This is a genomic window from Mesorhizobium sp. M0195, from assembly GCF_040322115.1.
GTDB lineage: Bacteria > Pseudomonadota > Alphaproteobacteria > Rhizobiales > Rhizobiaceae > Mesorhizobium.
In genome coordinates this window covers 232,428-258,797 of record NZ_JAMYSV010000002.1, presented here as the reverse complement: position 1 = coordinate 258,797, position 26,370 = coordinate 232,428, and the positions used below count along the sequence as shown (strand labels likewise).

Here is a 26,370-nt window from a genome sequence, read left to right as displayed (position 1 = left end):
GGAGAAGCTTGTTGCCTATACTTGTCACCGGTGCCGCGGGGTTCATTGGCAGTCACGTTTGCCATCATCTGCTCGACCGGGGAGAAGCGGTCGTCGGCGTCGACAACATGAACGACTATTACGACCTGGCGCTCAAAAAGGGGCGGCTTGCCCGCCTTCTGCCCCGCAAGGATTTTTCGTTCCACCAGCTCGATATTGCCGAACAGGGCGCGCTTGCGGCTGCTCTGGCCGGGCAAGGCATCGTCAGGATCGTGCATCTCGCCGCGCAGGCCGGTGTGCGCCACTCACTCGACAATCCGCGGCTCTATGTCCGCTCCAATGTCATGGGCCACCTCGAAGTGCTCGAATTCTGTCGCGCCGAACCGGCATTCGAGCATCTGGTCTATGCCTCGTCGAGCTCGGTGTATGGCGGCAACCGCAGCGTGCCGTTCAGCGAAGCCGATCAGGTCGACAAGCCCGTTTCGCTCTACGCCGCCACCAAGAAAACCGATGAGTTGATGAGCCACACCTACGCCCATCTGTTCGGCATACCGCAGACCGGCCTGCGGTTTTTCACGGTCTATGGTCCCTGGGGCCGCCCCGACATGGCCTATTGGATGTTCACCCGGGCGATGCTCGAGGGCAAACCGATCCGGGTTTTCAACAATGGCGAAATGTGGCGCGATTTCACCTACATAGACGATGTAGTCAAGGCGGTCGTCGCCGTGCTCGACAAGCCGCCGTCAGCTGACGTTCCGCCGAACAGGCTTTACAATGTCGGCAACAACCGGCCGGTGCGCCTCGGCGACTTCATCGACATTCTGGAAAGGCTGCTCGAGGTCAAGGCAATCCGCCACAACGAGCCGATGCAGGCGAGCGACGTCGAGAAGACTTACGCCGACATGACCGCGCTGGAGCGGGATTTCGGCTTCAGGCCTAGCGTTTCGATAGAGGACGGGCTGAAGAAGTTTGTCGACTGGTACCGGCCGTACTCGAAGCAGTGATTTGCACCACTCGCCGTGATGCCTTCAAGCGGGACACCTGCAGTGGGCACAAGTCGGTCCGCAAAAGCATCATTTTGTCCTAACATCCTGTTAACCACATGCTCGCTGAAAGGTATCCGATTAACCTTTGAGGCGCTTATGACCGCTATGTTTCGTGGCTTGCTGTTCAATATGAGCTGTGTGGATGTGCGGATTCGGGGGCTATTTCGGTTCAGTCCGGGATGCGGAAGCTTTGCTTGCGCGCATGACGTCCGCGATCGCCCATCGCGGACCGGATGAACAAGGCAAATTCGTAGCGCCCGAGGCTGGACTTGGGCATGCGCGGCTGTCGGTGATCGGGATTGGTGATGGCCAGCAGCCGATGTCCGACGAAACCGGCAGTTTGACGATTGCGTTCAACGGCGAGATTTTCAATTACGTGGAATTGCGCGAAGGGCTGTTGGCCAAAGGCCGACGCTTCCGCACGTCGAGCGACACCGAGGTTCTCCTGCAGCTGTATGATGAGATGGGCGAAGACTGCCTGCCGCTCCTGAACGGTGATTTCGCCTTCGCGATTTGGGATAACCGGCGGCGGCGGATGGTGCTTGCAAGAGACCGCATGGGTGTTAGGCCGCTGTTCTACACCAGCAAGGACGGCGTGCTCTACTTTGCGTCCGAGATAAAAGCCCTGCTGAAGGTACCCGGCATCTCTGCCGAAATCGATCCGATTGCACTCGACCAGATCTTTACGCTGTGGGCGCCGATCGCGCCACGCACGGCTTTCCGGGATATCCACGAGCTGGAGCCGGCAAGCGTAATGATCGCGACCGAGGGGCAAGTGACGGTCAAACCATACTGGCATCTGGACTATCCTCATCGAGATGCGCCATCGAAGATCACCAATGAGGACGACGCGGCCGAGGAACTGCGGACCTTGTTGACCGACGCGGTGAGGCTTCGCATGCGCGCCGACGTGCCGGTCGGTTCTTACCTTTCGGGCGGGCTCGATTCATCCCTCGTTTCGGCACTCGCGGCCGGCATGACTCCTCTTAAGCTGCAGACATTTTCCGTAACGTTCGACAGCGGCGAGCATGACGAAAGCGCCTTCCAGACCGAAATGGCGTCAGCACTTGGCACGCGCCATCGAACCATAGCCTGTCGTGCCGGTGATATCGCCGGCGTGTTTCCCGAAGTCATCCGCTTTACCGAGCGGCCGATCATCCGCACCGCCCCGGCCCCCCTCTATCAACTGTCCGGCCTCGTTCGCCAGGCCGGTTTGAAAGTGGTGCTGACAGGCGAAGGCGCCGACGAAGTCTTTGCCGGCTATGATGTCTTCAAGGAAGCGCGGGTTCGCCGTTTCTGCGGACGACAGCCGGCATCGCGCATAAGACCACAGCTGTTCCGGAAGCTTTATCCCTATCTGCCAGGTCTGCAGCAGCAGTCCGTAGAGTACCTGGCCGCGTTCTTCGGCACCGGCAGCGCAGCCCTGGACGATCCGCTGTTCTCGCATCGGCCGCGTTTCAAGACCACATCAGCGGCCAAGATGTTTTTCTCCGGTGACCTGCGTGCGACATTGAAGGGCTACGACGCAGCCGAGGAACTGGCCGGCCGGTTGCCTGAGGCGTTTTCCCGGTGGCATCCGCTGCATCAAGCGCAATATCTCGAAACCCGCTTTCTCCTGCCGGGCTACATCCTCTCCAGCCAGGGCGATCGCATGGCCATGGCGCATGGTATCGAAGGGCGTTTCCCCTTCCTTGACCATCGCTTGGTGGAGTTTGCGGCAAGACTTCCGCCGGAGATGAAGCTCAAGGGACTGGTGGAAAAACACATACTGCGCAAAGTTGCCAAGCACCTGCTTCCGACGGCCATCAGCGAGCGCACCAAACAGCCTTACCGGGCGCCGGAAGCCCGCTCCTTCGTTGGACCCGGAGAACTGGACTACATACGCGACTCGTTGAGCGAGGCAAGCATCGCCGCCGGAGGACTATTCAACGCCAAGGCGGTGGCGAACCTGCACGAGAAATGCCGCTTGCAGCCCGCGTCCGGATTCCGCGACAATGCGGCTTTCGTCGGCATTTTGTCGACGCAGCTGTGGCAGAAGATTTTCACCGGCGAAAAGGTCGGTGCAGCACGAGCGGCCTGAGAAATCGAGGGAATGAAAAATCATGGTAGCAATCAAGGACAAGGTCAAAACCTTTATCGTCGACAACTTCTTGTTCGGCGACACGTCCTACGAGCTTGCGGACTCCGCGTCACTGATCGAAAACGGCATCATCGATTCGACGGCCGTGTTGGAGCTCGTGGCATTTATAGAGGATGATTTCGGCATAGCGATGGTCGATGCCGACATCGTACCGGCCAATCTGGATTCGATTGACCGCATCTCAGCCTTCATCAAGGCAAAAGCAGAAGCGCTGGCAGCGTAGGCGCCATCGGCGAGGAGCGTCCGTGCGAATCGAACATTTTCTGACGGCGAAAGCCGCTGCCGATCCAGCCAAAACGGCATTGATCACCGAGCACAAAAGGCTGTGCTACGAAGAGCTGGACGATCTCTCGAGCCGCCTGGCCGCCGCCCTTTTCATGAATGGCGTCAGGCGCGACGACCGGGTCCTGATCTTCATGGACAATTGCTGGGAGGCTGCGGTTTCGATTTTCGCGGTTCTTAAAGCAGGCGCGACTTTCAGTCCGATCAACGCATCCACTAAGGCCGAAAAGCTGGCCTACATTATCACCGATTGCGATGCGGCCGCGATTCTCACTCAAGCAAAACTGATGCCCGTGGTCGCGGAGGCGTCAAGATACTCCGGCAAGACCGGTATCTTCGTGGCTTCCACCGTTGCTGCCGATAACCAATGCCCGGCAGGAGCCACATCCCTGGCGGATTGCTTGACGTTTCAAGCCGGGGAGATTGACCATCGCGGCATTGACGTCGATCTTGCGATGTTGATCTACACCTCGGGCTCGACCGGCCGGCCCAAGGGTGTGATGATGACGCACCGCAATTGCGACGCGGCGGCCGACTCCATCACCACTTATCTGCGCAACTCGCCCGACGACATCATCTTGAATGTTCTGCCGCTCGCCTTCGACTACGGCCTCTATCAGTTGCTGATGGCCGTCAGGCTCGGCGCCACGCTCGTGCTCGAGAAGTCCTTCGCTTTTCCCCAGGCGGTCTTTGAACGCATCCGCCAGGAACGAGTCACCGGGCTTCCGCTCGTGCCCACGATGGCAGCGATGATCCTGCAGATGCGTGATCTGGCGCCGGGCGTCCTGCCCAGCCTTCGCTATATTTCCAACACGGCGGCTGCCTTGCCGCCCTCTCACATAGAACGCCTTCGGTTCCTTTTCCCCGGTGTCAGGCTCTATTCGATGTATGGCCTGACGGAATGCAAGCGCTGCACCTATCTGCCGCCCGAGGAGCTCGACCGCCGGCCGGGCTCGGTCGGAATAGCCATTCCGAACACCGAAGCCTTTGTCGTCGACGACCACGGGCAACGGGTGCCGCCGGGCGTAGCAGGCGAGCTGATCATTCGCGGGCCGCACGTCATGCAGGGTTATTGGCGAAACGAAGCTGCGACAGCACGAGCCCTGCGCCCGCGTCCGAACCCTTGGGAGAAGGTTCTCTACACCGGCGATCTGTTCAGGGCCGATGAGGAGGGCTTCCTTTATTTCGTCGGCCGCAAGGACGACATCATAAAGTCGCGGGGGGAGAAGGTGGCGCCCAAGGAAGTGGAAGCCGTGCTTCACGCTCATCCGGGCATCGCGGAAGCGGTGGTTGTCGGTGTGCCGGATCCCGTGCTCGGGCATTCGATCGGCGCAGTTATCGTACGGTCCGACCCGGCGCTTAGCGAAAAGGATATCATCCGTCACTGTGCACGCCACCTTGAGGACTTCATGGTCCCCAAGGTCATCGAGTTCCGCCGGGAACTGCCGAAGACTGATACCGGCAAGGTCAGCCGTCGGCTTGCGGCAGAAACCATGGAGGCCGCGCAATGAATGTTCGCCCGACCGAGGATGCGCGGACCTTTCTGACGCAGGCTCTGGCAATCGACCTGATCACCGAAACGGACCGTATCGTAACGGCCTTGCGCCAGCAGTTGCGCGGGCTTCGCAAGCGGGGCCTTGTGCTCGGTCTTTCGGGCGGGATCGATTCGAGCGTGTCGGTCGCGTTGGCGGCACGAGCCGTCGGGCCCAAGAATGTGCTTTGCCTGTTCATGCCGGAAAGCGATTCCGATCCTGAAAGCCTGCGGCTCGGCCGCCTCGTCGCCGAAACTTTCGGTGTCGAGGCTGTGACGGAGGATATAGGGCCGATCCTGCGCGCAATGGGCTGCTACAAGCGTCGCGACGCCTTCATCCGCGAAGTGGTCCCGGAATACGGCGAAGGCTGGGCCTCGAAGATCGTCATCGCGAACGCGCTCGAGGGCGGGGGTTACAACATCTCATCCCTGGTGGTGCAGGATCCGGACGGCAAGCAGACGAAACTGAGAATGCCGCTGCCTGTCTATCTCGGCGTCGTCGCCGCTACCAATATGAAACAACGCACCCGCAAGCAGATTGAATACTATCACGCCGACCGCCTGAATTTCGCCGTTCTTGGAACACCGAACCGGCTGGAATACGATCAGGGTTTCTTCGTGAAGAACGGTGACGGCGCCGCGGACGTCAAGCCGATCGCCCATCTCTATAAAACGCAGGTCTATGCGCTTGCGGCCCATCTCGGTGTTCCGGAGGAAATCCTTAACCGGCCTCCGACCACCGATACCTACTCGCTGGCGCAGACCCAGGAGGAGTTTTACTTCTCGCTTCCTTATGACCGCATGGATCTGTGCCTTTACGGTCTCAACAACGGCGTGGCGGCTGAGGTAGTGGGGCAGGCGGCGGGGTTGGCCGCCACACAAGTGGAAAGCGTCTGGGCCGATATCATCGCCAAACGCAGGGCGACGCGTTATCTGCACCAGCGTCCGCAACTCGTTGATGTCGTCGAGGAAATCGGCACCTGACAACAGGTAGAGCGGTGTGCACGGTTCGATTTGCATGCATCCCGCTCTAGCTGAAACGGGTGCCGATCAGCCGGCTCCATTGCTCGCCCGCAAGCCCGTTCAGGAAAACTTGCGAGTTCTTCATGGCGTCCAACAGCTCTGTATCACGTGAATGCACCACCGTTGAAGCAACGGTCAGGAAAGCGATCCGTCGTCCAAGCATCGCCTCTAGAAGTGCAGGTTGAACACGTCCGCGCAGGCCGCTGACGCCGCGCGCGGCGGCATGATCGATCAGGCAGTCTATCACGGAGCCCGCCTGGCCGGGCAGGGCGAGGATCTGCAGCACGCGGCCAATTTCATACTTCCGTGCGTAATAGGCGAAAGCGCCGACATTGGTGCCGACTGGCGACGTCACGCAAACGTAGACAAGCTCGCCCAGATCCGGCTTTTGTGCGGCATCGGTCAGGATGTGGTTGAGTTGGTCTTCCGTCCATTCCGGGCGTAGCGCGAAACGCGCGATAAACGGCTCGATTAGCTTGGCAAATGTGTGGCTGTCGATTTCGGACATGCGAAATCCCCCGTGACCTGCCCCGTCCGCCGCCACACCCGACCAGCGTCGTTCGCTGGACGTCATCCTCCTGCAATAGAATCGGTCGACGGCACGCGCCAACGGATTGAGCACTCGGGCAAGCTCCATGCGATTGGCGGAAAGGCCGAGCATGAAGGTCGCTGGCCGCATCACACGCACCCAGTCGAGGCTGTATTGCGGCAGGACCACGCCGCGCAGCCGGGTCCACAATTTCACCGAGATATCGTTGGCCGTCTCGCTGAAGGAGATGTCCTGCGGACCATCCAGGTAAGCTTTCAGCAAGCGGGCGCCGGCCAGCGGGTCGTGCTCATGGTCCTCGACCATGAGCGAGCTACAGATGGCGGCGCGTACTTGACGGCCGTTGAACGTCATCGGCAACACATGAACACCGACAAACCCGGAGACACGACCGGCGTCGTTGACGTGGACAAGCGACCGGAGGCTATCTCCGCAACCGGGCGCATCCAGATAAAACCGTTTCATGTATTCCACGAGAGAGGCCGGCGCTTCGGTCCTTTCCTTCAGCAGCACGCGTTGAAACATGTTCGCGACTGCTGGGAGATCGGCGCCTTGCAAGGCGCGAATGACGCTCAAGCCCGGCTCCCGCCACCAAAGTTCCACCCACCGAGCTTCCGGGCCAAGGCGACACGAGGCACGAGAACATCGGGCGCGCGTTCCAATTCGACGCCCATGAAGCCGTGGAACCTCGGCCAGTTGCGATCGCCCGGGTGACCGAACGGAATGCTGAATTGCTGCGGCAAGGTGAACCCTTTGCTTGACCGACGAAAAACCGGCGTCATTGCTGCTAGCAGATTCAGGTAAACCGATATTAAAGTCGTTGCTTTGAATGGTAGCGAACCTGGTTGTCCGGGCTCATACCTGGGCATCAGCAATTTTGGTTCCTGGCGGACTCCATACGACCGGCGTGAGTTGCGTGCTCCACGTCGAACCGTTGCGGCTAGCCAAAGTTTCGTGCGGCGGCTCTTGACTGGGAGCGCGGGCGGAATACGGTGAGGACAAATACCGGCTCTGGCCGCCGGGCGGCAAGAATGCCTCGTATGCCTCGCCTTGCGGCGGTGGCTGCGGGGCATTGTCATTTTGAGGCTTTGCTTGAAACGGCATATCGAGATCGGCATTCTCTATTCGCGGTCCGGCAACTACCGGCTGGTGTCCGACTCCTGCCGCGCGGGCGCGGTGAACGCCATCGCGGACGTCAATGCCGATCCCGCTGTCCCCTTCGAATTCGTCCCGGTTGAGCGCGACCCGCAGGGCAACATCGATCGGTATGCAAGCGGCTGCGCGGACATTCTCGCCAACAGTGGCGCGCGTCACATCATTGGCTGCGTCACCTCGTGGAGCCGCAAGGAGGTCATTCCAATCCTGGAAAGGGCAGGCGGCACGCTGTGGTACGCCTGCCCGTACGAAGGCTTCGAAGCCAACGAGCACGTCGTCTATACGCACGCCTGCCCCAATCAGCATCTCGTACCGCTGCTTGCCTATGTCGTGCCTCGTTTCGGCGCCGACGGCTTCCTGCTCGGTTCCAACTACATCTGGGGTTGGGAGACCAACCGTGTGGCGCGCGACCTGATTGCGGACGCCGGCGGCAAGGTGCTGGGCGAACGCTATCTGCCACTCGGCGAGGTCGACGTTGCGCGGCTGATCGCGGAGGTACAGGCGACGAGACCTGATTTCATTCTGAACAATCTCATCGGCCCTTCGTCCTATGCCTTTATCGCCGCCTATGCCGAGCTTGGCCGGCGCGACCCGCATTTCAGGCCGGAGCGTTGCCCGATCCTGTCCTGCAATCTCACGGAATGCGAATTGCCGGCGCTCAACGGGGCAGGCGATGGCCATCTTTCGGTTGGGCCCTATTTTCACGACATCTCGGGCGCGGATCGCGGAGCGGCTTCAGTGTCTTCCGTTATGCCTGCCTCATCCTTCGAGGCGGCGGCTTATGCCTCGGTGCGTACGCTCGCAGAGATACTCACCCGCAACCCCGGTGCACAATGGATGGACCTTCCCAAGGTCTTTGCCGGAACATCATTTCGAACGCCGCTGGGCGACATCGCCATCGACCCGCAAACCCAGCATGCTACGTTGCCGGTGCAGATCGGACGTATCGATGGAACATCGTTCAAAACGGTCACGCTGACGAAGGGCGTGGCACCCGATCCCTACCTTTCCCGCTATGACCGGACGGAGACGTTCGGGCGGCCACGCCTGCGGGTGGTGTCGTGAGCAAGATGGCGCGTATCCCGAACCTTGGAGGCGCCAGGGCTTTTGTCCTGCATCGTCCACATCCGACCGTGCAGGCGATCACAAGACAATTGTCGGCCATCGGCCTTGAGGCGATTGGCTTCTGGCCGGAACTGCCGGCCGAAGCCTTGGCGGCGGACTTCGTCTTCTTCGACGTCGACCTCGGCTTTGACGAGCAATTTCCGTGGAAGCCGGGCGAGGCCCCGATGCCGCTGATAGCGCTGATCGGCTCCGAGGCGCCGGGGCGTGTCGAATGGGCACTGTCGCACAAGGCCGATGCCCAATTGCTGAAACCAGTCGGCAATGCCGGCGTCTACAGCGCGCTTTTGATCGCAAGGCAGAGTTTCGAGGCGCGCAAGCTTCTGGCCGGCGAGATCGCCTCGCTTCGTCAGCGGGTCGCGGAGCGCCAGACCATCGTACGCGCGGTGGAGGCCTTGTCGAAGGGCGTCGAGGACGGCCGTGCCTATGCGCAGCTCCGCTCGCTGGCAATGAGCTGGCAAATCAGCGTCGAGGAAGCCGCGCGCAGGATCGTGGCGATGACACAAGAAGAAGGCGACGATGACCAATCCGATCGCGCCTGAGCTTTCAGCCGCCGGGCGTATGCCGGCCAAGCCTCGCGCCGGCCTCTGGCGACGTCTGCTAAAACGGCCTCTCGCTTTGCTCGGCCTCGGGATTATTGCCCTTGTCTTGGCCGGCGCCATCCTTGCACCGTGGCTGACAGGCTACGATCCGAACGAGCAGATGTTCGACGGGCTCACGCTTGAAGGCGCGCCACTGCCGCCGGGAGCCCAGTTCTGGCTAGGCACCGACCTGCTTGGCCGCGACCTGCTGACCCGTCTCCTATTCGGTGCGCGCACGTCGCTGATCATCGGCATCGTCGCCAATGGCGTGGCGCTTCTGATCGGCACGCTAGTCGGCATCACCGCCGGCTACTTCCGCGGCTGGATCGGAAGCGCGCTTATGCGCTTCACCGATTTGATGATGGCTTTCCCCGCGCTGCTGCTCGCCATCTGCCTGGCGGCGGTCCTCCAGCCGAGCCTGTGGATCGTCGCCATGGTGATCGCATTGGTGAACTGGGTGCAGACCGCCCGCGTCATCTACACCGAGACAAGTTCGCTCTCCGAGCGCGAGTTCATCGATGCCGAGCGCACCATCGGCGCAAGCGCTCCACGTATCCTGTTTCGCCATATCCTGCCCCACCTTTTGCCGACGATCATCGTCTGGGGCACGCTCGGCATCTCGACGACGGTGCTTCTGGAAGCGACGCTCAGCTATCTCGGCATCGGCGTGCAACCGCCGACTGCTTCCTGGGGCAACATCATCTTCGAAAATCAAACCTATTTTCAGGCAGCGCCCTGGCTGGTTTTCTTTCCGGGTGCGGCGATCCTGGCGCTGGCGCTAGCCTTTAACCTGGTCGGCGATGCGCTGCGCGACATCCTCGATCCGACGCAAAGGGGGCGGGCATGATCGCCTATCTCGGCCGCCGCGTTGTCCAGTCGGTTCTCATCTTGCTCGGCGTCTCCCTGATCACCTTTGCGCTGCTCTATCTGCTGCCCGCCGATCCTGTCCGCCAGATCGCCGGCCGCAGCGCAACGCCCGAGACGGTCGAGAGCATCCGCCGGCAGCTCGGTCTCGACCAGCCCTTTGTCGTCCAGTACTGGCACTACCTGACCAGCCTTCTCAGCGGTGATCTGGGGCGCTCCTACATTCAGCGCTCGGAGGTCACGGAGCTTATCGTCTCGCGGCTGCCGGCAAGCCTGCTGCTGATGGTTGGTGCCATTGCTTGCGAAGTCATGATCGGGCTGACGATGGGCCTCATCGCCGCCATCAAGCGTGGCACCGCCACCGACCAGTCGCTGATGGTCGCCTCCTTCGTCGGCGTCTCGGCACCCCAGTTCGTCGTCGGCCTGCTGCTGCTTTATGTATTCGCGGTGCGGCTCGGCTGGTTCCCGATCGGCGGTTACGGCACCTGGCGTCATCTGGTGCTGCCGTCGCTGACCATGGGAATTCTTGGCGCCGGATGGTACGCCCGCATGATGCGCTCGTCGATGATCGACGTGCTGCGCCAGGATTACGTGCGTACCGCGCGTGCCAAGGGTCTTGCACGCAGCGCCATTATCTTCCGGCACGCGCTGCCCAACGCCATCCTGCCGGTCATCGCCATGATCGGCATCGACATCGGCATCTTCATGGGCGGCATCGTGGTTGTCGAAAGCGTGTTCGGCTGGCCAGGCATCGGCCAGCTAGCCTGGCAGGCCATTCAGCGCATCGACATTCCGATCATCATGGGAGTCACCCTGGTTTCGGCCTTTGCCATCGTGCTCGGCAATCTCCTGGCCGACACTGTCGCACCGTTCATCGATCCGCGCATCAAGCTCAGATGAAAACCAAAAAATCAGAGAAAGGGAACATGACATGAGAAAATATCTGATATCCACCGTGGCAGCATCGGCGCTTGCGCTGGTGCTTGGCATGACGAGCGTACGCGCCGAAGACATTGTCGATCCGAATGCCAAGCAGGGCGGCGCGATCACCATCACCTACAAGGACGACGTCGCCACGCTCGATCCGGCCATCGGCTATGACTGGCAGAACTGGTCGATGATCAAGAGCCTGTTCGACGGGCTGATGGACTACGAGCCGGGCACCACCAACCTGCGGCCCGACCTTGCCGAGAGCTACGAGATTGCGCCTGATGGCAAGACCTTCGCCTTCAAGCTGCGCCATGGAGTGAAATTCCACAACGGCCGCGAGATGACCGCCGACGACGTGAAATATTCGCTCGACCGGGTCACCAATCCAAAGACACAGAGCCCGGGTGCCGGCTTCTTCGGCTCGATCAAAGGCTATGACGATGTCGCTGCCGGCAAGGCGGAAAGCCTGGCCGGCATAACCGTCGTCGATCCCTACACGATCAAGTTCGAGCTGACCCGGCCCGACGCCACCTTCCTGCATGTCATGGCGATCAACTTCTCGCACGTCGTGCCGAAGGAAGAGGTCGAAAAATACGGCGCGGACTTCGGCAAGCATCCGGTCGGAACCGGGGCCTTCAAGCTCGCCGAATGGACGCTCGGCCAGCGCGTGGTCTTCGAGCGCAACCCGGATTACTGGCACAAAGGTCTGCCGCATCTCGACAAGATCACCTTTGAGATCGGCCAGGAGCCGATCGTGGCGCTGCTGCGGCTGCAGAAAGGCGAGATCGACGTTCCCGGTGACGGCATTCCCCCGGCGAAATTCCAGGAGGTGGTGGCCGATCCCGAGCAGAAGGCCCGTGTCGTCGAGGGCGGCCAGTTGCACACCGGCTATATCACCATGAATACCACCATGGCGCCCTTCGACAATGTGAAGGTACGGCAGGCGGTCAACATGGCGATCAACAAGGACCGCATCGTCCAGCTGATCAACAACCGTGCGGTGCCGGCCAATCAGCCGTTGCCGCCGTCGATGCCTGGCTACGACAAGGAATTCAAGGGCTATCCCTATGACGTGAGCAAGGCCAAGGCTTTGCTTGCCGAGGCCGGGCATCCCGACGGATTTGACACGCAGTTGTTTGCCATGAACACCGATCCCAACCCGCGCATCGCGCAGGCCATTCAGCAGGATCTGGCGGCGGTCGGCATCAAGGCCAGTATCCAGTCGCTCGCGCAGGCCAACGTCATCGCCGCCGGCGGCGACAAGGCCGGTGCGCCGATGATCTGGTCCGGCGGCATGGCCTGGATCGCCGACTTCCCCGATCCGTCGAACTTCTACGGACCGATCCTCGGCTGCGCTGGTGCCGTCCCGGGCGGCTGGAACTGGTCGTGGTATTGCAACAAGGAGCTCGACGCCAAGGCAGCCGAAGCCGACTCCATCGTCGACCCGGCCAAGGCTGGCGAACGCGCCAAGATGTGGAGCGAGATCTACGGCAAGATCATGGAAGACGCGCCCTGGGCACCGGTGTTCAACGAGCAGCGTTTCACCATGAAATCAGCCCGCATGGGTGGCGCCGACAACCTCTATGTCGACCCGGTCCACATCCCGATCAACTACGACAATGTGTATGTGACCGATGTGCAATAACTGCGACTACACCATCCACGGGCGCCACCATCATTTCGGCTGGGACAATTCCTTTGTCCCGGCCGAACGAGTGGTGCCAGGGTCGACGATCGAGTTCCAGTGCCTGGACTCGTCCGGCGGGCAGCTGACGATGGAGAGCACCGTCGACGACGTTGCTGTGCTCGATTTTGCCAAGGTGAACCCGGTCACTGGGCCGATCTATGTCGACGGGGCGGAGCCGGGCGACGCCCTGAAAATCACTATCGAGGCGTTCAAGCCGTCCGGCTTCGGGTGGACGGCAAATATCCCGGGATTCGGTCTGTTGGCGGATGACTTCACTCAACCGGCACTGAATATCTGGAAGTACGACGCCGCCTCGCTCGAACCGGCGCTGTTCGGCAAGAGCGGCCGGGTGCCGCTCAAGCCCTTCGCCGGCACCATCGGCAATGCCCCGGCTGAGCCGGGTCTGCATTCGGTGGTCCCGCCGCGGCGCGTGGGCGGCAATCTGGACATACGCGATCTCGCTGCCGGCACGGTGCTCTACCTGCCCGTAGAGGTCGCGGGAGCGTTGTTCTCGGTCGGCGACACGCACGCCGCGCAAGGCGACGGCGAGGTCTGCGGCACGGCAATCGAGAGCCCCATGAATGCCGTGCTGACGCTCGATCTGGTCAAGGATGCCCGGCTGCGGACGCCGCGTTTCACAACGCCCGGTCCGGTGTCGCGGCATCTCGACGCCAAGGGTTATGAGGTGACAACCGGTATCGGGCCGGATCTGATGGACGGCGCCAGGAGCGCCGTCTCCCAGATGATCGACCTGCTCTCCGGCCGCTACGGCATGGATCCGGTAGATGCCTATATGCTCGTCTCGGTTTGCGGTGACCTGCGCATCAGCGAGATCGTCGACATGCCCAACTGGCTGGTTTCGTTCTACTTCCCCCGCTGCGTCTTTGAATGAACGTGGAGGACATCAAACGATCCGGGCAGGCCGCCGCGGAGAGTGGCTCCATTAGGACGGTACTCAGCGTCTCAGGTCTGAGCGTCGCCGTGCGTGGCGAGGAGGGCGAGCGCGACGTCGTTTCCGACCTGACATTCGGCCTGATGCGCGGCGAAACGCTTTGCATTGCCGGCGAGTCCGGTTCCGGCAAGTCGATGACGGCGCTGGCCATCATGGGCTTGCTGCCGCAGCCGGCGGCACGCATCAGATCAGGCTCCATCCGGTTCGGCGATCAGGATCTCGCGGCTCTCAGCGAGAGCGGCATGCGCCGCATCCGCGGCAACCGTATTGCAATGATCTTTCAGGAACCGATGACATCGCTCAATCCGGTTCTGTCCATCGGCCGTCAGCTCACGGAGGCGATCGAGGCACACACCTCGCTGTCGCGCTCCGACTCGCGGCTGAGGGCGCTCGAGGCGCTGAAGGCAGTCCGAATTCCGGATGCCGAACGGCGGCTCGAGCACTATCCGCACGAACTCTCAGGCGGCATGCGTCAGCGCGTGATGATTGCCATGGCTCTGGCCCTGAACCCGGATGTGCTGATCGCCGATGAGCCGACGACCGCCCTCGATGTCACGGTTCAGGGCGAGGTGCTGGAGCTGCTGCGCGACCTGCAGCGCGAGTACGGCACCAGTGTTATCCTGATCACGCACGACATGGGCGTCGTCGCCGAGATGGCGGACCGCGTCATTGTCATGCGCGACGGCCGGATGGTCGAGCAGGGCAGGGCGGCTGACATCTTCAATCGCCCGCAGGCCGACTATACGCGCGAGCTTCTGGCCGCCGTGCCGCGTATCGGCGGCGGACGGATGGCCGAAGACCGACAAGATGCCGCCAACATGCCGGCCGAGCTTGTATATGTCGGCGATCTTCACGTCCGCTTCGACCTGCGTGGCGGCTTCTTCGGCCGCGTTGACCGCAGGGTGCACGCGGTCGAAGGTGTCAGTTTCTCGATCGCGCCGCACGAAACCCTGTCGCTGGTCGGCGAATCGGGCTGCGGCAAGTCGACGACGGCCAAGGCGATCGCCGGGCTGGTGCCCTACATCGGCAGCATTTCAATCGGCGGCCAGGACTTGTCCGCACTCAGCCGAAAGGAGCGCAAGGCTGTCCGCCGCAATGTGCAGATGATCTTTCAGGATCCCTTCGCGTCCCTCGACCCGCGTATGCGAGTAGGCGATCTCGTCGCCGAGCCTCTGCTGATCCACGGCCTTGGCGACAGAGAGCAACGGCGTGCCCAGATCGCCGCCCTGTTCGAACGCGTGGGCCTCTCCGCTGACCAGATGGAGCGCTATCCCCACGAATTCTCCGGCGGCCAGCGCCAGCGAATCTGCATTGCAAGGGCGCTGGCGCTGCGACCGAAGCTGATCATTGCCGACGAGAGCGTCTCTGCTCTCGACGTGTCGGTGCAAGCGCGCGTGTTAAGACTGCTGAAGGAACTGCAGCGCGAATTTGGCGTCGCGTATCTCTTCATCTCGCACGACATGGCGGTGGTAGAGAACATCTCCGATCGCGTGGCGGTAATGTATCTGGGGCAGATCGTCGAGATGGGCACCCGCGACCAGATCTTCTCCAACCCGTGCCATCCTTACACAAAGCGGCTGATCGAAGCCGTTCCGGTTCCCGATCCGGGCCGGCGCCGCGCCCGGTTCGCCCGTTTGGACAGCGAAATTCCAAGCGCTGTGCGGCGCATCGGTGAGGAGCCCCGGAAACTCAAGCTCGAAGATGTTGGCGACGGCCACCTCGTCGCTACTTGATCGAACTTAGGCTGCCTCGTCCAGCCAATCCCGCAGAGGCTCGGGGACAGCTGCATATGTGATGTTCGAGCGGCGGAAAACGATCGGCGATAGCGCTGCCGCGGTAGCGCCGTTCGGCGATGCCGAGTTGGCAAGATCACGAGTTTACATCTGACATGTTAGCATGCTATCGCTAAGTGCACATTGATTTCAACGGAGATCGCATTGGCTTCCCGCTTTGGTCTTTCGGTTGCCCTGACCACACCCTTCGACGCGTCGGGGAAGATAGCGCTCGCGCCGATGATCGCGCTTGCCCGAGCCTGCCTTGGCGCCGGCTGCAGCAGTGTGACGCTGTTCGGTACCACCGGCGAAGGAGCCTCGGTCGGCACCGACGAGCGGCGGATCGTCACCGAAGCCATGCTGGCGGCCGGTATTCCGGCACATCAGCTCGTTGCCGGAGTGCTGGTCGATGCCGCTGAAGATGCCGCCGATCAGGCCCGGCACGCTTTGCAGCGCGGCGTTCGCAACATTCTGCTCGCCCCGCCGAGCTACTTCAAGAATGTCGGCGAGGACGGGCTATTCGGATGGTTTTCCGCCGTCTTCGCCGCACTCGGTCCGCTGGCGCGCGACGTGCTCCTCTATAACATCCCCTCAGTCACCATGGTGCCGCTCCCGCTTGGGCTGATCGGCCGGCTGCGCACCGCTTTTCCCGCTGTGGTGGCCGGGGTGAAGGATTCCGGCGGGGACTGGAGCTACAGTGAGGCGCTGCTTGAAGCGCACGGCGATCTGGTGATCCTCATCGGCGACGAACGGCATCTGGCGAGAAGCGTGCGCCGCGGCGGACAGGGTGCGATTTCCGGCATGGCTAATTTTGTTACCGGCGAAATCCGCGCAATGGTCGAAGAGGGCCGCGACGACTCACGCGTCGAGGACTTCGTGCTCGAATTGCTCAAATACCCGGTCACGCCGGCGGTGAAGGTCATGGTCGCGCGCAAGACCGGCGACGAGCGCTGGCTGGCGGTCCGCCCGCCCCTGGAGGCGATCGGCCCGCAAGGACAACGGCAGCTTGCTGCTGCCTACGACGGGCTGTTTGCGACAGAGGCGGCCTGACCGACAAGGGCGGGCTGACCGACAAGGAAGCGAGCTGAAGTGGAAGACGGCAGCGAACCGATCACTCTCCGGGAGAAAGCCTATGCCAGCTTCACGCGGCATTTGCTGGCCCGTGATCTGCGGCCGGGGCAGTTCGTGTCACAGCGCGAACTGGTCGCTTTCACTGGGCTGCCGCTGGGTGCCATTCGCGAGATCGTCCCGCGTCTCGAGGCCGAGGGACTGCTGACCACCATCCCGCAGCGCGGCATGCAGATCGCGCATATCGATATCAATCTGATCCGCGAGGCGTTTCAGTTTCGGTTGTTCATGGAACGCGAGGCAGTGGCGCTATTCACGACCAGCGCTTCTGACGCCGAACTTGCCCGCATGCGGCGCGAACATGAGGAGATGCTGGCTCAAGCTCTGGGACAGGCGCCGACGCCTGAAATGGAAGCCAAGGCCCAGAACATCGACTGGGCCATGCACGACACCTTCATCAATGCGCTCGGCAACGAGATTATCGCCAAGGCCTATCTGGTCAACTCGGTGAAAATCCGGCTGATCCACCAGGAGCGTTTCCGCATCGATGGACGTGTGGTGCCTGTGATGCGCGAACATTTGGCCGTCATCGAAGCCATGGAGAGCCGCAATCCGCAAAAGGCGGTTGAAGCGATCAGTCTGCATATCGACAATGCGCGCCGGCTGGCGCTCCAGATCTGAGGAAATATAGCCGCGCCGCGGTTCGCGGCGCATCCACAACGACAGCAACCGGGAGGAAGAAATGTCGTCCAATCTGTTCAACCCAACCAGGAGGCAACTCCTTGCCGGAACCGCGGCGCTCACCGCTGCCGGCCTTGTGGGGATTCGCCCCGGCTTTGCCGCCGGCGTCGACTGGAAACGCTTTGCCGGAACGACGCTTGACGTCAATCTGGTGAAAAGCCCGCGCAGCGACACCATCCTGAAATATCTCGCCGAGTTCGAGGAACTGACCGGCATCAAGGTCAATGCCGAGGCAACGCCCGAGCAGCAGCAGCGACAGAAGACGGTGATCGAGTTGAGCTCGGGCAAGCCGAGCTTCGACGTCGTGCATCTGAGCTACCACGTGCAGAAGCGCCAGTTCGAGAAGGGCGGCTGGCTGGCCGATATCGCCGGCTATCTCGCCGACCCGTCGCTCACCGACCCGGGGCTGGTCGAAAGCGACTTCGCCGAAGCAGGCATGCTGTTTGCCAAGGACGGCCAGGGCGTGCTGCGCTCGCTACCGTTCTCGGTGGACTACTGGATCCTCTATTGGAACAAGGAGCTGTTCGAGGCCAAGGGCCTCAAATACCCCGAGACCTTCGAGCAACTGGTGGCCGCCGCCGAAGCGCTGACCGACCCCTCGACCAATACATACGGCTTTGTCGCCCGCGGGCTCAAGAACGCAAACACGCCGGTGTGGACGTCGCTGATGCTCGGCTACGACATGACGCCGCTCGATGACAAGGGCAAGCTGCGCACCGAGGCTCCCGAGGCGATCGAGGCTGCCGCGCTCTATCAAAGACTGATGACCAAGTCCGCCCCTCCGGGCGTCACAGGGTTCAATTGGGCCGAAGCACAATCGGCTTTCCTGCAGGGCAAGATCGGCATGTGGCTCGACGGCGTGGGTTTTGCCCCGCCGATGGAAAACCCGGAAAAATCGAGGGTGGTCGGCAAGGTCGGTTATGGCGTGATGCCCAAGGGTCCCAAGGCGCATGCCTCGGGCACCTTCGGCGATGGGATTGGCGTTACCGCCGCCAGCGAGAAGAAGGAGGCCGCCTATCTGTTCTGCCAGTGGGCGGTATCGCCAGCCATGGGCGCGCGGCTGTTGCAGGCCGGTGCCGGCGTTCCGTTCCGCAAATCCGTGCTGGAGGATCCCAAGGTGCGCGAAGGCGTAACCATGCCGGCAAGCTGGCTCGATGCCGTGGTCGGCTCGGGCAATATCAGCCGGCTGGCGCTGCCGGTCATCATCCCCGTCACCGAATTCCGCGACATCTATGGCGTGGCGCTGACCAACATGATTGCCGGCGCCGATCCCGCCGCGGAGCTGAAGAAGGCCACCGAGCAGTTCCAGCCGGTTCTCGAGAGGAGCGAGCAGGGCTGATGTCGGCCACCACCCCAGAACAGACCGGGGTGACGATGCCGGTTATCGACGGGGACCAGACCATCCGGCTGGCTCCCAACTACTGGCCTTTCGTTGTCCCCGCACTCGTCGTCGTCGGCGCCGTCATCGTCTTCCCCTGGGCTTTCACCCTGTGGATGAGCGTCAACCGCTGGACGCTCGGCCAGTCGCGGAGCTTTGCCGGGATGGAAAACTATCTCCGCCTGGCCAGCGACCCACGTTTCTGGGAATCCCTTGTTCATACGTTGACCTACACCTTCCTCTCGGTTGCAGCGCCGATGCTGCTGGGCACTCTGGCCGCCCTGATTTTCGACGCCAGGTTTCCGCTGCGAGGCTTGCTGCGCGGCATCTTCGTCATGCCGATGATGGCGACACCCGTTGCCGTGGCACTGGTTTGGACCATGATGTTCCATCCTCAGCTTGGCGTGCTCAACTACCTGCTGTCGCTGGTCGGCATCCCGGCTCAGGAATGGATATTCAACGCCAACACGGTCATCCCGTCGCTGGTTGCGGTCGAGACCTGGCAGTGGACGCCGCTGGTCATGCTGATCGTGCTTGGCGGGCTGGCCTCGGTGCCGCGCGAGCCCTTCGAAAGCGCCGAGATCGACGGCGCCAATGCCTGGCAGCAATTCCGCTATCTCACTCTGCCGATGATCGCGCCGTTCCTGATGATCGCGGTCATCATCCGCACCATCGATGCGTTGAAGAGCTTCGACATCATCTACGCGATGACTCAGGGCGGGCCGGGCACGGCGTCGGAGACCATCAACATCTATCTCTACAACACCGCCTTCTCCTACTACGATATCGGCTACGGCTCGGCCATGGCCGTGGTGTTCTTCGTCGTCATCGTGGCCCTGTCCTTCGTCCTGCTGATGCTGCGCCAACGCTCGCAGTGGATCGATACGGAGGGCAAATAGATGAGTTCACGGCTGCTCAACCAGATCGGTCTGTTTTTCGCTGCCCTGGTTTTCGTCTCGCCGGCGATCCTGTTCTTCCTCTGGATGATCTCATTGTCGCTGAAATTCGAAATCGATAACGGTGCCTATCCGCCGATCCTGATCCCCGAACGTTTCGCCTGGTCGAACTATGTGAAAGTGTTCGAGGAGAACAATTTCCTGCTGTATCTCTGGAATTCGGTTCTGGTGACCGGCACGGCGACCTTGCTGGCGCTGTTGATCGGCGTACCGGCCGGCTATGGTATCGCACGGCTCAAGGCTGAACGATCGGCGGTCGTCATCATGATCGCCCGCATGACGCCCGGACTGTCCTATCTCATCCCGCTGTTTCTGCTGTTTCAATGGATCGGGATCCTCGGCACGCTCTGGCCGCAGATCATCATCCATCTGGTGGTGACGGTGCCGATCGTGGTCTGGGTGATGATCGGCTATTTCGAGACCACGCCGATGGAACTGGAGGAGGCGGCCAACATCGACGGCGCCAGCTCCTGGCAGGTTTTCCGGCTGGTTGCCCTGCCCATCGCCAAGCCGGGCATCGTCGTCGCCTTCATCCTGTCCGTTATCTTCTCGTGGAACAATTTCGTTTTCGGCGTGGTGCTCGCCAGCCGTGAGACGCGCACACTCCCGGTCGCCGTCTACAACATGCTGTCCTACGAGCAGGTCAGTTGGGGGCCGCTCGCCGCGGCGGCGCTGGTGGTGACGCTGCCGGTGCTGATCCTGACCATGTTCGCGCAAAGGCAGATCGTCGCGGGGCTGACCGCCGGCGCCGTCAAGGGCGGCTGAGCGCGCGTCCCGACATCACTCTTTTCCAGGAAGACCCAATGGCATCGGTAACAATCAACAACGTGCAGAAGGCCTTCGGGGCCACCAAGATCATTCACGACGTCAGCGTCGACATCGCCGACGGCGAATTCGTCATCCTGGTCGGTCCGTCGGGATGCGGAAAATCGACGCTGCTGCGCATGATCGCAGGCCTTGAAACGATCTCCGGCGGAAAGATCGCCATCGGCGAACGTATGGTCAACAATCTGCGCGCGCGGGACCGGAACATCGCCATGGTGTTCCAGAATTATGCGCTCTATCCGCATATGACTGTGGCCGACAATATGGGCTTTGCCCTCAAGATCAAGAGAGCCGATCCGGCCGACACCGCTGGCCGGGTCCGGAAGGCAGCCGGCATTCTTGGCCTGGAAAAGTTGCTTGACCGCTATCCGCGCCAGCTTTCTGGCGGCCAGCGCCAGCGCGTTGCCATGGGTCGCGCGATCGTACGCGACCCACAGGTCTTCCTGTTCGACGAGCCGCTCTCCAACCTCGATGCCAAATTGCGCGTCCAGATGCGCGGCGAGATCAAGGCCCTGCACCAGCGGCTGGGTACTACGACGATCTATGTCACGCACGACCAGATCGAGGCCATGACCATGGCCGACAAGATCGTCGTGCTACATGACGGCCTGGTCGAGCAGATCGGCGCGCCGCTGGACCTCTACGACCATCCGGCCAACCTCTTCGTTGCCGGTTTCATAGGCTCGCCCGCCATGAACTTCATTGCCGGCCGCATCGAGGAGGGCGTGTTCCGCAGCGCCGGCGGGTTGATCCTGCCGTTGCCGGAAGGCGCCCAGCCGGCGGATGCCGCAGGACGCGAACTCGTCTACGGCATTCGACCGGAACATATCCGGGCGACCGGGCAGGGCGTGCCGGGCACGATCACGCTTCTCGAGGCGACCGGCTCGGAAATCTTCGCCAGGGTCGACTGCTCCGGTGAAGAAATCTCCTGCCTCTTCCGAGAAAGGCTTGCGCTCAAGCAAGGCGAAGGGGTGCGGATCGAAATCGACCGTGCATGTGCGCATCTGTTCGACGCAGCAACCGGTCGGCGCATCTGACTCGGTGGTCCGGTGAATGCGTGGTTAGCCTTAGGTCGGCAATGCGAATTCACCGGCGAGTTCGATGGCGCGGCCTTCGCGGGCCGATCTCTCGGCGGCAAGACCCATGACGACGGCCCACCAGCCGTCTTGCAAGGTCACTTCCACTTTGCCTTGTCCGCGCACCGCAGCGGTGAAGCGGGCGTGCTCGAAATAGGTCGAACCGTTATGGTCGCCTGCCTCGAGCAGCCGGGGGTCAACGGGAATCTCCAGCAGTCGCGGTCCAGGCGGATTGCGCGGACTGACGATCAACTGGGGCACTGGCGCAGGGCCAAGGTGGGTCGGCCAGAACCGGCCTGGGCCGGGCACCAGACATTCGATCTTTCCGTCGCCACCGACAGCGCAGAGTTCCTCCTGGTAGCGGCTGCTCTCGGCAAACATGCACAGTTCCAGCATGGCGCGCGCGCCGCTCGCGAAATCAACCAGCACATAGCCATGGTCAAGGATATCCGGCCTCTCACCGCCATAGCGTTCGTCGAGGTGGTTTACGGCCTGTCCAGCGCTCGCCATCACGCGGACGGGGTCCGATCCGAGGATCAGCCGCATCAGGTCGAAGAAGTGGCAGCACTTCTCGACGAACGTGCCGCCGGTGTTGCGGTTGAAGCGGTTCCAGTCGCCGACTTTGGCCAGAAACGGGAAGCGGTGCTCGCGGACCGTCAGCATGCGGATGCCGCCGGTGGCGTGGCGCGCCTGCTCGACGAAGGCGGCGACGGGCGGCATATAGCGGTATTCCATGGCCACCCAGACGAGCGGAAGCCGAGCTTTCAACGCCGCGATCCGCCTCTCGTCGGCGGCCGCGGTGAAGAGCGGCTTTTCCACCAGCACCGGCAGTGGTCGAAGTGCGGCGATCTCCTCCATCTGACTGAGGTGATGGTGGTTGGGGCTGGCAATCAAGATGCAGTCCACCTCGTCCATCGCCAGCAGCTCGGCGATCGATGCCGCCGATCGCGCGCCTGACGCCGCCGCCAGTGACGCCGCCAACATGCCGGGGTCCGGCTCGAAGATCGCGGCCACATGCGCGTCGGGCAACAGAGCGATGTTGCGGATATGCTCGCGGCCCATCATGCCGCAGCCGATGATGCCGTAGCCGATCGATGATCTGGTCACGCTGCCTCTTGCTCCGGCCTATCTGAAACGTGTGACGTACCGCGCCGCGCCCGGATCGAACCAGCTGCGGGAATATTCCGCGCTGGCGCCGTCGCCGGCCCAGGCGATACGTTCTATGAAACCCACGACCGTCCCCGGCGGTGGCCTGAACTCGAGCGGGGCCCAGTCCGGCGCAGGCGCGACGGCGACATGGTCTTCGGCGCGAACGATCGAAAAGCCGAGCGCGAGCCGGTAGTGGAGATAGAGGGATTCCGACAGGTCCTCGCGCTTGAGCCGCTCGGCGCGGCTGACGTCGAGCCAGATCTCCTCGACCGCGGCCGGCTCGCCGTCGAGCCGCCGCAGCCGGCGTATACGATGGGCTTCGCCGGCGCTGCCGAATTTCGGCAGGTCGGCTGGCTTGGGCAGTCGCTCGACGGATAGCACGTCGGCGCTCGGCAGGCCGCCGCCACCGATACGCTCCAGGCGAAAGAAAGCATAGATCCCGAGCAAGTCGCCGCGCGTCCGCACATAGTTACCCGAGCCCTGGATGCGGTCGAGAAGGCCCTTTTCGGTCAAATCTGCCAGCGCCCGCCTGAGCGTGCCGACGGCAATCCCGAGGCTCGCGGCCATCGCGCGCTCGGGCGGCAGCCGCGCCCCGTCGGCCAGCCGTCCGGCCGCGATTTCGCGGATCAGCATTTCGCTGGTCTGCAAGTGCACAGGCAAGGGGCCGCGCATCTGGCTGGATCGGTGGCCGGGGTCCGCCCTTGTCAAATGCATCCGGTGTTCCAATCGCATCCCGGTTTCGGGTTTGGCTCCAAAATTGATACAGTATTGATCTACACAAAAACGAATGCTACGCAAGCCCCATTCGCAGCTCCTGAGGTCATTGAAGAGTGGCCCGGACGTCTTTTCTGAAGAGTAGCAATGAGCATCGTCCCAATCACCTCGCCGGATCTCGAAGCTGCCGAAGTCTCGTGGTTCGCCGCACTCTGCTCGGACGACTATCGATATCTCGGCGTTCCGGACGGCGCGCTGCGCTCAAGCTGGGCGCATTGCTCCGAGATCGTGAAGACGTCCGAGGAACTCGGTTTCCGCAACATCTTGTGTCCGTCGTCCTATCAGGTCGGCCAGGACACGCTGAGCTTCGTTGCCGGCTGTGCGCCGATCACCTCGAAGATCAATCTGCTCGCCGCTGTGCGCTGCGGCGAGATGCAGCCGATCATGCTGGCGCGCACGATTGCGACGCTGGATCACATGCTGGAAGGCCGGCTGACGGTGAACATCATTTCGTCCGACTTTCCGGGCGAGACAGCCGACAGCGCCTACCGTTATCAGCGTTCGCGCGAGGTGGTGCAGATACTGCGCCAGGCCTGGACCAGGGACAGCATCGATTTCGAGGGCGAGGTCTATCGTTTCAAGGGGCTCTCGACGGCGCCGGCGAAGCCCTATCAGCAAAACGGCGGTCCGCTGCTCTATTTCGGCGGTTATTCGCCCGACGCACTCGAGCTTTGCGCCGAACAGTGCGACGTCTACCTGATGTGGCCTGAAACCAGGGTGGAACTTGCCGGCCGCATGAAAGCCGTCCACGAACGCGCCGAGCGCCATGGGCGGACGCTCGATTACGGCCTGCGCGTCCACATGATCGTGCGCGACACCGAGGCCGAGGCAAAGGAATATGCCCGGGAGCTGGTTTCGAAGCTGGACGACGAGCAGGGCAGGGCGATCCGCGAGCGCGCGCTCGACGCCCGATCGCTCGGCGTATCGCACCAGGCCAGGAACCGCCAGATCGCCGATGCCGAAGGCTATGTCGAGCCGCATCTGTGGACGGGCGTCGGGCGAGCGCGCTCTGGCTGCGGCGCGGCGCTGGTGGGCTCGACCGATCAGGTTCTGTCGGAAATCGAGGCGTATATGAAGATGGGGATCCGCGCCTTCATCTTTTCCGGCTACCCGCATCTCGACGAGGCGCGCCATTTCGGCACCAAGGTGCTGCCCCAGCTCAAGACATGCTCGCTCCCGCACGCCTATGGCCGGGTGCCGGAACGGATTCCAGCGACACCACTGGGAACGGGGGAGCGCCGCTGATGGAGCATGTCGTGTGCGATCGACGCCTTTTGCGCAATGCCTTCGGGCGCTTCGCCACCGGCGTCACGGTCGTCACCACTGGCACGGCCGACGGCCCGGTCGCAATCACTGCCAACAGCTTCTCATCCGTGTCGCTCGATCCGCCGCTGGTGCTCTGGTCAATCGGCCGCCACTCGCGCCGGTTCGAAGCCTTCGCTAATTCCGCGCACTACGCCATTCACGTGCTGGCGGAAGATCAAATCGATCTGTGCTGGCGTTTTTCGAAGTCGGGGACGGACTTTGCCGATCTTGACCTGTCGTGGAGCGAGCACGGCGTGCCATTGCTGCCGCGCGCACTGGCGCGGTTCGAATGCAGCGTCGCCGACCGCTTTCCGGCTGGCGACCATATGATCCTGCTTGGACGTGTCCTTGAACTGGAGACGCAAGAGGGTTTGCCGTTGCTCTTTGCTGGCGGCAAGTCGCGCGCTCAAGAGGCCAGTTGATGACCGCCGGCGCCGCTCCGGGCTGGTGCCGTCGACTGGCGCACCACGAGATTGCAGGCAAGCTCGACGCGGCGCGGCGGCGACCCCGAATGGGCCATGTCGTCGAGCAGCAGGCTAAGTGCTGCCGATCCGATCTCGCGCATGGGAATGTGCATCGCCGTCAGCGGCGGGTTGCAGAAGGCAGCGAGCGGCAAGTCGTCCATACCGACCACGGACACATCGCCAGGCACCGAATATCCGGCCTCCTGGACGCCGGCGATGGCACCAAACGCCAGGCTGTCGCCGGCCGTCAGCACGGCGGTGAAATCGAGGCCGCGGGCCGCGATGCGCTTGGTCACGGCTCTGCTCGCAAGTTCCGGCAGCCAGTCCTGCACCTCGACCACAAAGTCGTCGAAGCCGGCAATGCCGGCCGTGATCAGCGCGTCGCGCCAACCTTCATAGCGCCGCTCGATTGTGCGCCGGCCACGCCGCATCAGGAACAGGATGCGGCGGTGGCCAAGGCCGATCAGATGCTGCGCGGCAAGCATGGCGCCAGAGCGATTGCAGGGCGTCACGCTCGAATGGCGCATCGAGGGATCGTCGCCGTTGACGAGCACGATCGGCTTAGCGAAGCCGGCTGTCAGCGTCAGCACATCGTCATCGTCCAGCGTCAGAAACAGGCAACCGGCGACGCTGTCGTCGCGCTCGGATTCACGCAGCAGCGCGATTTCGTCCTCGGGCGCCGAAACCGGCCGGGTCACCAGTTCGACGCCCAGCAACCGGGCACGCTCGTTCAGTCCATCAAGGACATGGTAGGTGAACTGATTGCGGGCACTGTCCACCATTGCCACGCTGCTTGCGGCCAGGATGACCTTGCGGCCGGCAACCGAGGCGGGAATGGCGTAGTTCATCGACTTCGCCGTTTCGATGATCCTGGTGCGAAGCTCATCCCTCACGCCGCCGACGCCGCTCAGCGCACGGGAGGCGGTGCTGACCGACACGCCGCAACGCGCCGCGATCTCCTCAAGTCGAATGCGGCGGCTGGGGCGGCCGCGCTTGCCCTGGATATTCATCCGCTTCGTTATC

At 62.4% G+C, this 26,370-nt stretch carries 24 protein-coding genes; 20 read left to right on the top strand and 4 right to left on the bottom strand.

What is annotated here, in order from left to right:
• Window positions 1-11: 11 nt before the first annotated feature.
• The 5 genes from NKJ12_RS06050 to nadE all read left to right on the top strand — a co-directional run bounded on the left by NKJ12_RS06050 (window position 12) and on the right by nadE (window position 5,962).
• Complete coding sequence (locus tag NKJ12_RS06050) at window positions 12-983, top strand: NAD-dependent epimerase/dehydratase family protein (protein WP_352701592.1); 972 nt, start codon at window positions 12-14, stop codon at window positions 981-983.
• 184 nt (window positions 984-1,167) lie between these two features.
• Window positions 1,168-3,105 carry an asparagine synthase (glutamine-hydrolyzing) gene (asnB, locus tag NKJ12_RS06045; protein WP_352701591.1) on the top strand — a complete coding sequence of 646 codons (1,938 nt, stop codon included), beginning with the start codon at window positions 1,168-1,170 and terminating at the stop codon, window positions 3,103-3,105.
• Between the two features lie 19 nt (window positions 3,106-3,124).
• Window positions 3,125-3,388, top strand: coding sequence for an acyl carrier protein (locus tag NKJ12_RS06040; protein WP_254818658.1), 264 nt, complete (start codon window positions 3,125-3,127; stop codon window positions 3,386-3,388).
• 22 nt (window positions 3,389-3,410) lie between these two features.
• Window positions 3,411-4,958, top strand: coding sequence for a class I adenylate-forming enzyme family protein (locus NKJ12_RS06035; RefSeq protein WP_352701590.1), 1,548 nt, complete (start codon window positions 3,411-3,413; stop codon window positions 4,956-4,958).
• Window positions 4,955-5,962 carry an NAD(+) synthase gene (nadE, locus tag NKJ12_RS06030; RefSeq protein WP_352701589.1) on the top strand — a complete coding sequence of 336 codons (1,008 nt, stop codon included), beginning with the start codon at window positions 4,955-4,957 and terminating at the stop codon, window positions 5,960-5,962. Before NKJ12_RS06035 ends, nadE begins: the two co-directional genes overlap by 4 nt.
• A gap of 46 nt (window positions 5,963-6,008) precedes the next feature.
• Here nadE and NKJ12_RS06025 read toward each other — a convergent pair whose 3' ends face one another.
• Window positions 6,009-7,124: a hypothetical protein gene (locus NKJ12_RS06025; RefSeq protein WP_352701588.1), complete on the bottom strand. Its 1,116-nt coding sequence runs from the start codon at window positions 7,122-7,124 to the stop codon at window positions 6,009-6,011.
• A gap of 516 nt (window positions 7,125-7,640) precedes the next feature.
• On the opposite strand from NKJ12_RS06025, the gene NKJ12_RS06020 reads away from it, so the two are divergent.
• The 13 genes from NKJ12_RS06020 (at window position 7,641) to NKJ12_RS05960 (ending at window position 21,616) form a co-directional block, all read left to right on the top strand.
• On the top strand, window positions 7,641-8,768 hold the full coding sequence (locus NKJ12_RS06020; RefSeq protein ID WP_352505196.1) for a transporter substrate-binding protein: 1,128 nt from the start codon (window positions 7,641-7,643) through the stop codon (window positions 8,766-8,768).
• Window positions 8,765-9,367 (top strand): ANTAR domain-containing response regulator, encoded by a 603-nt coding sequence (locus NKJ12_RS06015; RefSeq protein ID WP_352645958.1) that lies wholly within the window; start codon window positions 8,765-8,767, stop codon window positions 9,365-9,367. Before NKJ12_RS06020 ends, NKJ12_RS06015 begins: the two co-directional genes overlap by 4 nt.
• A 19-nt stretch (window positions 9,368-9,386) precedes the next feature.
• Window positions 9,387-10,253 (top strand): ABC transporter permease, encoded by an 867-nt coding sequence (locus tag NKJ12_RS06010; RefSeq protein ID WP_352476783.1) that lies wholly within the window; start codon window positions 9,387-9,389, stop codon window positions 10,251-10,253.
• Complete coding sequence (locus tag NKJ12_RS06005) at window positions 10,250-11,170, top strand: ABC transporter permease (RefSeq protein ID WP_352688931.1); 921 nt, start codon at window positions 10,250-10,252, stop codon at window positions 11,168-11,170. The genes NKJ12_RS06010 and NKJ12_RS06005 overlap by 4 nt, the downstream gene beginning before the upstream one ends.
• 31 nt (window positions 11,171-11,201) lie before the next feature.
• Window positions 11,202-12,845, top strand: a complete 1,644-nt coding sequence (locus NKJ12_RS06000; RefSeq protein ID WP_352701587.1) for an ABC transporter substrate-binding protein — start codon at window positions 11,202-11,204, stop codon at window positions 12,843-12,845.
• Window positions 12,835-13,779, top strand: coding sequence for an acetamidase/formamidase family protein (locus tag NKJ12_RS05995; RefSeq protein WP_352701586.1), 945 nt, complete (start codon window positions 12,835-12,837; stop codon window positions 13,777-13,779). Before NKJ12_RS06000 ends, NKJ12_RS05995 begins: the two co-directional genes overlap by 11 nt.
• Complete coding sequence (locus NKJ12_RS05990; protein WP_352701585.1) at window positions 13,776-15,572, top strand: ABC transporter ATP-binding protein; 1,797 nt, start codon at window positions 13,776-13,778, stop codon at window positions 15,570-15,572. Before NKJ12_RS05995 ends, NKJ12_RS05990 begins: the two co-directional genes overlap by 4 nt.
• A 204-nt stretch (window positions 15,573-15,776) precedes the next feature.
• Window positions 15,777-16,661 carry a dihydrodipicolinate synthase family protein gene (locus NKJ12_RS05985; protein ID WP_352701583.1) on the top strand — a complete coding sequence of 295 codons (885 nt, stop codon included), beginning with the start codon at window positions 15,777-15,779 and terminating at the stop codon, window positions 16,659-16,661.
• A gap of 39 nt (window positions 16,662-16,700) precedes the next feature.
• Entirely contained in the window at window positions 16,701-17,360 is a 660-nt protein-coding gene (locus NKJ12_RS05980) for a GntR family transcriptional regulator (protein WP_023674176.1), read from the top strand.
• Between the two features lie 61 nt (window positions 17,361-17,421).
• Window positions 17,422-18,759 (top strand): extracellular solute-binding protein, encoded by a 1,338-nt coding sequence (locus NKJ12_RS05975; RefSeq protein WP_352701582.1) that lies wholly within the window; start codon window positions 17,422-17,424, stop codon window positions 18,757-18,759.
• A 35-nt stretch (window positions 18,760-18,794) separates the two neighbouring features.
• On the top strand, window positions 18,795-19,697 hold the full coding sequence (locus tag NKJ12_RS05970; RefSeq protein ID WP_352702071.1) for a carbohydrate ABC transporter permease: 903 nt from the start codon (window positions 18,795-18,797) through the stop codon (window positions 19,695-19,697).
• Window positions 19,698-20,519 (top strand): carbohydrate ABC transporter permease, encoded by an 822-nt coding sequence (locus tag NKJ12_RS05965; protein WP_023674179.1) that lies wholly within the window; start codon window positions 19,698-19,700, stop codon window positions 20,517-20,519. It abuts the gene before it with no gap.
• A gap of 38 nt (window positions 20,520-20,557) precedes the next feature.
• Entirely contained in the window at window positions 20,558-21,616 is a 1,059-nt protein-coding gene (locus tag NKJ12_RS05960; protein ID WP_352571378.1) for an ABC transporter ATP-binding protein, read from the top strand.
• Window positions 21,617-21,646: 30 nt separating this feature from the next.
• Here the strand turns inward: NKJ12_RS05960 and NKJ12_RS05955 are convergent, their stop codons facing one another.
• Window positions 21,647-22,720: a Gfo/Idh/MocA family protein gene (locus tag NKJ12_RS05955; protein WP_502905700.1), complete on the bottom strand. Its 1,074-nt coding sequence runs from the start codon at window positions 22,718-22,720 to the stop codon at window positions 21,647-21,649.
• 60 nt (window positions 22,721-22,780) lie between these two features.
• The gene (locus NKJ12_RS05950) at window positions 22,781-23,437 is read right to left on the bottom strand and encodes a GntR family transcriptional regulator (RefSeq protein ID WP_352701580.1); all 657 of its coding nucleotides are present in this window, start codon (window positions 23,435-23,437) and stop codon (window positions 22,781-22,783) included.
• Window positions 23,438-23,665: 228 nt separating this feature from the next.
• On the opposite strand from NKJ12_RS05950, the gene NKJ12_RS05945 reads away from it, so the two are divergent.
• Together NKJ12_RS05945 and NKJ12_RS05940 are read left to right on the top strand one after the other, a co-directional pair.
• Window positions 23,666-24,823: an LLM class flavin-dependent oxidoreductase gene (locus tag NKJ12_RS05945; protein WP_352476702.1), complete on the top strand. Its 1,158-nt coding sequence runs from the start codon at window positions 23,666-23,668 to the stop codon at window positions 24,821-24,823.
• A complete protein-coding gene (locus NKJ12_RS05940; protein ID WP_352476703.1) occupies window positions 24,823-25,305 on the top strand; it encodes a flavin reductase family protein in 483 nt (160 codons plus the stop codon). Before NKJ12_RS05945 ends, NKJ12_RS05940 begins: the two co-directional genes overlap by 1 nt.
• On the opposite strand, the gene NKJ12_RS05935 is transcribed toward NKJ12_RS05940, so the two are convergent.
• A complete protein-coding gene (locus NKJ12_RS05935) occupies window positions 25,290-26,357 on the bottom strand; it encodes a LacI family DNA-binding transcriptional regulator (protein WP_352701579.1) in 1,068 nt (355 codons plus the stop codon). The two genes, NKJ12_RS05940 and NKJ12_RS05935, sit on opposite strands and share 16 nt — an antisense overlap.
• Window positions 26,358-26,370: the final 13 nt, after the last annotated feature.